The 8,737-nt window shown below is 41.8% G+C and carries 9 protein-coding genes; 7 read left to right on the top strand and 2 right to left on the bottom strand.

Going from position 1 to position 8,737, the window contains the following annotated elements; translation table 11 throughout:
- Positions 1-102: 102 nt before the first annotated feature.
- The 5 genes from RM368_RS37350 (at position 103) to RM368_RS37370 (ending at position 2,976) form a co-directional block, all read left to right on the top strand.
- On the top strand, positions 103-1,128 hold the full coding sequence (locus tag RM368_RS37350; protein WP_322698741.1) for a site-specific integrase: 1,026 nt from the start codon (positions 103-105) through the stop codon (positions 1,126-1,128).
- Between the two features lie 3 nt (positions 1,129-1,131).
- Complete coding sequence (locus RM368_RS37355) at positions 1,132-1,605, top strand: hypothetical protein (RefSeq protein ID WP_322698733.1); 474 nt, start codon at positions 1,132-1,134, stop codon at positions 1,603-1,605.
- Positions 1,602-2,291, top strand: coding sequence for a hypothetical protein (locus RM368_RS37360; RefSeq protein WP_322698734.1), 690 nt, complete (start codon positions 1,602-1,604; stop codon positions 2,289-2,291). Before RM368_RS37355 ends, RM368_RS37360 begins: the two co-directional genes overlap by 4 nt.
- Before the next feature lie 9 nt (positions 2,292-2,300).
- Positions 2,301-2,498: a hypothetical protein gene (locus RM368_RS37365; protein WP_322698735.1), complete on the top strand. Its 198-nt coding sequence runs from the start codon at positions 2,301-2,303 to the stop codon at positions 2,496-2,498.
- Between the two features lie 106 nt (positions 2,499-2,604).
- Positions 2,605-2,976, top strand: a complete 372-nt coding sequence (locus RM368_RS37370) for a hypothetical protein (protein WP_322698736.1) — start codon at positions 2,605-2,607, stop codon at positions 2,974-2,976.
- Between the two features lie 38 nt (positions 2,977-3,014).
- Here RM368_RS37370 and RM368_RS37375 read toward each other — a convergent pair whose 3' ends face one another.
- Together RM368_RS37375 and RM368_RS37380 are read right to left on the bottom strand one after the other, a co-directional pair.
- The gene (locus RM368_RS37375) at positions 3,015-3,956 is read right to left on the bottom strand and encodes a hypothetical protein (RefSeq protein ID WP_322698737.1); all 942 of its coding nucleotides are present in this window, start codon (positions 3,954-3,956) and stop codon (positions 3,015-3,017) included.
- 430 nt (positions 3,957-4,386) lie between these two features.
- Positions 4,387-5,178, bottom strand: coding sequence for a class I SAM-dependent methyltransferase (locus RM368_RS37380; RefSeq protein WP_322698738.1), 792 nt, complete (start codon positions 5,176-5,178; stop codon positions 4,387-4,389).
- A 207-nt stretch (positions 5,179-5,385) separates the two neighbouring features.
- Between RM368_RS37380 and RM368_RS37385 the strand changes: the two genes are divergently transcribed.
- Both RM368_RS37385 and RM368_RS37390 read left to right on the top strand, forming a co-directional pair.
- Positions 5,386-7,641 carry a filamentous hemagglutinin N-terminal domain-containing protein gene (locus RM368_RS37385; RefSeq protein WP_322698739.1) on the top strand — a complete coding sequence of 752 codons (2,256 nt, stop codon included), beginning with the start codon at positions 5,386-5,388 and terminating at the stop codon, positions 7,639-7,641.
- A 12-nt stretch (positions 7,642-7,653) separates the two neighbouring features.
- Complete coding sequence (locus RM368_RS37390) at positions 7,654-8,709, top strand: hypothetical protein (RefSeq protein ID WP_322698740.1); 1,056 nt, start codon at positions 7,654-7,656, stop codon at positions 8,707-8,709.
- Positions 8,710-8,737 lie beyond the last annotated feature (28 nt).

Below are 8,737 nucleotides of genomic sequence, written 5' to 3' on the forward strand. Positions count from 1 at the left end.
AATCTGTTGCTCAACTTATGCTTTCAAAGTTGCTCATTTTATCCTTACAGTGACATATACTGAATTTTTAAATTCAGAGCCACCCAGTGCGATCGCATAATTATTGTGAATAACCCTGAACTAAATAACTTACCTCCGATTAAACTTATTCCCCTAAACGCTGAAACTGCATCGCTCCTTGGGCGCGCCACTAGTACAAGTAGTACAAGACCACCAACCGATATTCGGTGGGTAAAAGTTCTGGAATTTTTACGCAGCAACAATCTCGCACCCAACAGCCGCAAGCTTTACGAACGCGAACTCAAAAGGTTTTTGGCGTGGAGTGAGCTGCACTATCATGAGCTACGCCCGCGTCACTTCGCACTATATAAAGAGTATCTGCGGGATGAACTGCGGACTGATGCAGGTAAACCGCTTTCAAAAAGCAGCATCAATGCCTCAATTGCGGCACTCAAAAGCTTTTTCAAATGGATGTCCTACACGTATCCTGAAATTATTTCTACCTTACCGACACTGGGGATAAAACTGGAAAAAGTGCCACTACCACCAGCCCAGAGTTTAACCCCTGAAGAAATGGAGCGGGTGTGGTCAGCTTTGGAATTGCTCCAAGAAACAAAGCAACGAGATACAGCACTTGTCCACATCCTTAGTCATGGACTTCGGGCTGGGGAAGTTGTACAGCTAAATGTTGGCTCATTTGATGGCAAGCTGCTATTTTTACCAGACACCAAAACCAATGAACCACGCTTGGTTCCACTAAAAAAAGAGAGCCGGGAAGTTTTAGCAGAATATTTGCAATTGCGCTCACAGCAAGGAGAGGTTTTGACCAGCCTCAGTCCATTGATGATTTCACACCATGCTTCATACAAGGGCGATCGCTTAAGTTATCACGGCATTTACTTTGCTGTAGAAAAAATCGGTGAAATAGCTCACATTGAGGATTTGCACCCTCACTCCTTTCGCCACACCTATGCCACTGACTTATTGCTATTGGGAGTTGACCCCAGCCATGCCCGTAAGCTAACAGGACATCAAAGCGAGAAAGCGTTTCGGCGCTATACCCTTCGCAGTGAGCAAGAAGCTGCGATCGCTGCTTATTATCGGGCAATCGGTGAAGAAGTGGAATAGACTATGCCCAAACCATTAGATCCCAAGTGCCAGTTATGTGCCAAGTTACCAACAGCTAAAGCCAAGGTGCTGCATGGGACAAATGGGGATGGATGCTGGAATCCTAAAGTTTGCCATAATCGCCGCTCCTTCTACCGTCGTCGAACCGATGATAATTCCGCGCAACTAGATGCTATCACCGTCGAACCCCCAGCAACATATTTTGCTGTGTTGTATCTATATAAAGAACCTGGGGATAAACCATTGCACGCCTTGGGCGCAGAACTCTGGCTGGGGCAACAGCCTATTTGTCGCTTAGAACCAATTCACTGTTTTGGGCTAACGGCTGGTAAGATCCGCGCCTATACAGATCAGGTGTTGCAGGCGTTTGCGAAACAATATGGTGTTTCGCTCTATCAATATAAAGATATGTTTGAGATTGCTTCAAGTTACTGTCCAGTGCGACCCTGCCCGTTAAATCCTGAATTTCTTCAATGACCACATACCGCCAATTAACAATTTGGGATGTGCTGGATGAGTTGTCTGAATCTCCACCAACTTCTTCCCTTGATGCTATGTGGGATTGTTTGGATGCCGAGTTAGAAAAATTACCCTTGGAGGCACAGTTATTAACCGCAGCGCTTGCCTTCAGTCAAATTGCGGATATTCTCAAGTCTCGTGCCGAAGTGCTGTTGCAAGATACCCGCGATCGCAATAACCCAAAGGGCCCAATTATTAGCACCGATCTCTTTGCTGGTCTAGTGCGGACAACAATGCACCTTGATTTAGATGATTTGATTGAACCGCCAACACCACAAACCTTTAAACCACATGGGCCACACCAATTTTCATATCCTACTGAGGAGGACAATTCTGTAGCAGCGCCTGTTGAAAAAGCGAATGTTTTGGCAATGCTTGATGAGGTGACAACTTTAGAAGATGTCCGCAATTTGGCATCAGATGAGGATGTCCAAAAATGGCAAAGTGCCATCGCTAATTACCTGATCAATGTCAAAGATGAGATTTCTTTGGTTAAACTGCAACGTGTGTTGCAAATGCCGATGGTAGAAGTCTGGTTGGGATTATTGCTGGGTGGGTTTACATTAGAACAGCGTGGTGATTTTTATAACAGTCGGAATATTTGGGTGAAAAGTTCTCCAATTACTAACACCTACCCGATTTGATTTAAAATTTTGAACTTTCAAGCTGCTTTGACACTCAATAAATTCATCACTTCTGCTGCTGACAAACCAGGTTGTACTCTCTCTCAACAGCCACCAGCAGCAAAGCTTGCAAGGATGACAGATCCGGTGAAAGCAAAATCCCCAATTTTGGCAACTGCAAAATACTTGAAACCCTTGATTTATCGGTACAATAGTATTAGTAGTTAATAACCCCCAGACGGCTAGTCTGAGTGCTATTGAGCTTATTCGTCGTTAGAAGATTCCTTATCTTCTTCGTCATCCTTGTCAAAATTTGTATTGCTGAGGGAGACTTATGGGTGAATCGAAACGCCGAAAGGCAATATTAGGCAATCACTATGGTTTGCCTAATATTTTCAATGAAGTCCAATCAATGTGGACGCAAATTAATTTCTCGCTCAAGCGAGTCAAAGATTCTGATAATGGATGTTTACTTGTTCAGTGTTCCAACAACGACCGAGGATTCCATCAAGACACTATTGCCCAAATTCAAAAAGAAATAGAAAATTGGAAATGTGATTTAGATATTCCTATCTTGATCCAAGTTCTCCCAAGGGGAGTTCAAAATTCAGGAACTAAACTTTTTGATGGGTTCGTTACCCTTTGGTGTAATTGTCCAGAATTTGAATTGTGGCGAGAAATATTTGAAACAAAACTCGATAAGTGAACTTTGTTGCATTAAATTATTGTTTCCTCGCTACACCATCATTTCTGTTGCCTCCACTCAATTTTGTACTCCCGTTCCATAAACGCCAGCAATTTTGCCTGCAACGAAGATAAATAAGGTTTGGCTTGTTTCCCCAACCACTGCAACAGCCAATCCACAGCCTCGTCACGGTTGGTTACTTGATGCAACTGCCGTAACCTCACACATAACTGCTGCATGAATTTGCAATCTTCATCAAGTAATTCCAGTGATTTCAGATGTTCGATTTTTACGGTGTAGTCACCATCCCATGTCTGGAGTGTACAGCTGTATTCGCCAACATGAGTTACCACGCCCCAATAACCCGCTTTACCTCTCAAGTCTGGGTTATCTTTTGGCAAGAGAACGCATATCTCCCCAACGTGGTAAGGATTGGGTACTTTCGTGCTTTCGCGTATCCTATCCACTACGTCTTTCACTATGCGACCGGATGGAATTTTATTGCCAGCTTGCTCTACTGCCTGCTGCCAGACATCCGCTTGTACAGCCGGTTCCAACTCTGCTTTCGCCAAAAAGCGCAATTGTCGTTCGTTGGTCGGCATTGGAATTTGCCGACCAATGGTCGGCAAAAACTTTTGAAGATTTTCATAAACCACAGTCGCCGAAATCTTCAAGTACGCCGCGTCACGACTATAATTGAAGCATTCGCGGCAGTATTCTTCAAAAGTACGGTGCGTGGAACGGTACAGCCGTCTGTCCCTCAACTCCATCAACGCCTGACCTGCTGACAAAAATGCCCTTTCTACCTGACGTTCCAATTGCAAGCGTAAGCTTTGTTCTTCTTCGGTCAACTCTGTAACTTCAACAGCAGTAACCGTAATCGTTGCTGAGGCTGGGTTATCTTGCTCAAAAGTATTTTCCTTTACAGAGTCGGCGGCTGGCTTTGCTTCACCAGATGCCCCAGGGATAACTTTCTTGCGTCTAGATGGTGGTTTGTTCATTGCCCCACCTCTAGGCTGACAGCAGTCGAACAAATATTGAATTGTGTCATCATGGAAATATAGAGTTTTTATCTATCCCCCCAACCTGTATGAAGGATGGGGTTTTTCGTTGCTTTTTATATTTTGCAGCCTTAAAGCACTACCAAATATAAAACTCATTAAAAAATCTCATAGAGCAATTATCAAAAAAAAAACACCACACCAGAGCCACCACAACAACAAAATACTGTTTGGGTGTATTCTAGAAATACCCTCTTCAGCAGACGTGTAAAACAACGGCTAAAGCTTGATTATTTGACAGAGGGTATTGGATTTGGTGTGACTATATAAATCTCATCTAGGTTTAAACCCGTAGTTTTTCCGTATCGGGTTTGAGATGAGTTGTAACCCACACTCGACATTGAGTTTTATTTAGAATGAAGGGGCTGATTTAAATTTTTTGAGCAAAAAAAAGAACCGATAAATAGGGTTTAGTAACATATCCTCCATGAGCATTTAATATCTGTATAATAGCATCAGAAAAATTCTGCTTTTCAGTTTCAGTAAATTTTTGATAAGCAGTTTGAGTTTTCAGAAGACCTAAATATTGCTCTGCATCATAATCAATAGACCAAGCATATTGTTTGACCACTAGGTTTTTGAAACAAAAGCTATTTAATATCCATTTTTCTCTCTTTTTTATTAGTGATTCAACTGAGGATGGTTTAGTATTAGATATTGTAGGTACATATTTTTGAAACGTTTCTTTGAGTGCCTGAAATATTGAAGTATCTGGTAAAATAGAGAAGTTCCAAAAAAATGCAATATAACCTTTTTCTTTTAAAGCTTGTGCAACTTTTGGATATCCTTTTTCACGATTTACCCAATGAAAGGCTTGGGCAGATATTGCTAAATCAAAGGCTTTTGGGCGTAAGTTCCAATCCTCTAAAGTCACTGTCTCAAATGTCACCTTTGGATATAAACGCATATTTTGAGATGCTATTGCAATCAGTCTTTCACCTGGCTCTAAACAGCAGATAGCATAGCCCTTTTCAGCAAATGGAACAGTTCCCTTACCTGTCCCTGTTCCAATATCTAAAATTGAAGCTGAATCTGGAAGATTAGCCATCTCAATTACATCTTCAATTAATTGAGATGGATAGCTAGGGCGTGCTGCATCATAGATTTCTGCAACTTCATTAAAGGACTCACTACGTTTTCTGTTCATCACTGATAAATTCACAAACGTATTTTACTCCCGATCGCTTTCGCTCGGATTTGAGAAAATCTTAACAGTTTTACTACTAGAGAAAAGCCTCTGTCTCCAATCCAATTTGACAAGACGCTACCGCTACTATTAATCTATATAACTGGTAATCATTCGGGTGCAGGGTGCAAGTCTGTACTAAAAATAATTCAGAGATCAACCAAAAAACTTTTACCATGATTTATGACAAAAGCTTTATCCTGGCTTATCAAGGGTAGCACCTTGTTTTGTCTATTGCCTTGGGAGCCAATTGCGGCACAAATTGTTCCCGATGCAACCCTAAGAGTCAACTCCAGCGTCACACGAGAGGATAATAATACCAGTGCGATAACGGGAGGAACCCAAGTCGGAAGCAATTTGTTCCATAGCTTTGGACAGTTTTCTGTACCCACAGGAAGCGCAGTCTACTTCAAAAATGCTCCAGACATCCAAAACATTTTGACAAGAGTGACGGGTAGCTCAATATCTAATATTGATGGTTTAATTCGAGCTAACGGCATAGCCAACGTATTTCTTATTAATCCCAATGGGATTATTTTTGGGCTGAATGCTTCACTGAACATTGGCGGCTCGTTTTTCGGCACTACTGCCAGTAATATTAAATTTGCTGATGGCATCTCCTTCGATGCTAAACCCCTTAGTAGTGCAGAACCTCTCTTGACAGTGAGCGTGCCTGTGGGATTAGGATTTGGGACAAATGCTGGAAATATTCGCGTTTTTGGGGACGGCCAAGGTATAAGAAAAACTTCAGACCTCATAGATACTAGTTCTGGTCTGCGCGTGCAGCCAAATCAAACCTTAGCTTTGGTGGGTGGTGATATAGTACTCTCACGCGGAACGCTTAAAACAACAGGGGGACAGATTGAATTAGGCAGCGTGGCTGGAGCGGGTTTGGTCAACCTGATTCCTACAGATAAAGGCTGGACGTTGGGATATTCAGGCATCTCAGCCTTTGGAGAGATCCAGTTGTCTGGAGCAGCAGCAGTTGATGCCAGTGGTGATGGTGGTGGCAATATTCAAATACAAGCCATGAAGCTAATGCTAGACGGTGGTTCTCAGATTGAGTCCAGCACATTAGGAGCAGGAACGGGAGGAACATTGAAAATCAATGCTTCAGATTCAGTGAACCTAGTGGGATTACCAGAAATTGATTCGTTTTTCAACACTGGCATATCGAGCCTAGTTTACCCAAAAGCTACCGGAGCTGGTGGCAACATCAATATTGAAACTGGGCGGTTAAATGTCCGGGATGGAGCAGGGATCGCTGCTGGTACGTATGGCTTCGGAAATGCTGGTTCCATAGAGGTCTTAGCTCATGATTCAGTGGAAGTGTTGCGAAAACCAACAGGAAATGCAGGCAGTTCCATAACAAGTTTGGCCCAACGAGGATCTACCGGATCTGGCGGTAACATCAAGATTGAAACTGCGCGGTTAAGTTTACGCTCTGGAGGAGTGATATCATCAGGCACATTTGGGCAGGGTTCGGGAGGCAACGTATCTATAACTGCTGACGAAGAAGTGCAAGTAACCGGAAAGTCATTAACTGGTAATTCTCCTAGCAGAATATCAGCTCGAACTGGAGGAACTGGAAAGGCCGGAAATCTGACAATCGAAGCAGAACGATTAACTGTCACTGATGGTGGGAGAGTAAATATTGGTGGTGAAAAAATTCCAAAAAATCTCAACTTTCAGCCAGGACAAGGAAATGCAGGAACCCTCCGAATCAACGCAGACAGTATCAATCTAGACAGAGGTACTATCACAGCTGGCACAGAGAGGGGCACTAATGGGGAAGGAGGCGACATTTTCTTACACTCTGGTGACTTACAATTACGTGACAGTATCATTACTGCGACTGCCGGGGGTAATGGCGACGGCGGCAACATCACTATCAACACAGATATCCTAGTTGCAATAAAAAATAGCAGCATCACTGCAAATGCCTTTGAGGGTCGTGGTGGGAATATCACAATTAATGCTAAGGGACTTTTCTTTTCCCCTGATAGCGTGATTACAGCTAGTTCCAAGTACGGAATTAAGGGTACGGTTAAATACAACATCGCTGATACTAACATTTACCCTACTCAACTAAAAGCAGAAGTAATTCCAATAACTCCTGAAATCACCCCAGTTTGTCAGGCACGAGCAGGCACAGAAGTAAATAGTTTTCGAGTTAGTAGTACTCGCAACCTCCAATCTAAGCCTAACAACCTGATGTATAACAATGTTGAGCAAAGTAGCTCTGTTCCAGTTCCAGCTTTTAATAATTCACATAATCCAAAATCATTAATAAGTAACCAAGCTACACAAATCATAGAAGCCAACGTTTTGATTCGAGATTCTCAAGGTAATTTAGTTTTGACAACAGACCAAGCAAATCCAACCTGGGAGAATGCTTCACTGTCTGCAAGTTCTTGTTTTTCAGGATCTCATCGGTAAAAAGATATAAAAATGATCTCACCTCAATGTTGCTGTAAATATCTTTTTTCAGGCATTCTAGGGCTGTCTATAATTTTAATTCAATCATCTTCCCCTGCACAGATTATAAAAAAAGAAAAAGAATTTCTCAAAAATCAAGCGGCATCCCTGACTTCATCAGGTCACGAACAATTAGCTCTAGATCAGGCGAATGAAGCTTTAAAAACTTGGCAGGAATCTACCAAAATTTATCGCCAACTAAACGACCAAGAGGGAATTACAGAAAGCCTGATTAATCAAAACCTTGCTTTCCAAGCATTAGGATTACACAAAGAAGCTTGCAATACACTTTTAGAAGCTTTAAAGTTGAATACAAATCTAGGTCTTTGTGACACGACTTTGCAACAACCCGCTCTTGCTCAAAAAGAGCAACTGATGGCAGTAATCGGTAAGCAGAAACCAACATCAGTTAACTTCCTTGGATTACAGAATCTAGGAGAAGTCTTGCGGATTTTGGGTCAGTTAAATGAATCGGAAACAGTTCTACAAGAAACATTAACGCTGGCAAAACTTGTATCCTCATCAAAGATTAGTGAAATTTATCTGTCTCTGGGTAATATCGAACAGTCAATTTATCAGCAATTACAAGATAAATATTCTTGGATAGAGGAACCACTTTTTCGAGAGCAGATTGCTAACATTATTCCACAAAAAGCGCAAAAATCACTCTGGTATTATCAAACACTAGAAAACATACCAAATATCTCCAAATCAGCTAAACTGCAAGCTCAGTTGAATCACTTAACTTTGCTGATCAGTTGGGAACAATGGCTTAGTCATCAACAAAATCAAGCGAACCTTTATCAGAAAGTTAATCAACAGATCCAAGTATTAGTAAATCAAATAGATGAAAATTCTTCTGCCTTTTTGGAGTTATCACCTGAGCCATCTATTCATGCTCGGTTGAATTTTGCTAATAATCTCAGCCAGATCCCAGATGAACAATTGAAATCAGTAGCGATTCGATATGCTAAATTAGCCTTGAAAATGGCTGAAACTATTAATATAGGACTAGTATTTGATTTCTGAAAAAACTCCGTACATCTGGAGAGATAGA

It is taken from the genome of Nostoc sp. DedSLP03, assembly GCF_034530815.1.
Lineage (GTDB): Bacteria > Cyanobacteriota > Cyanobacteriia > Cyanobacteriales > Nostocaceae > Nostoc.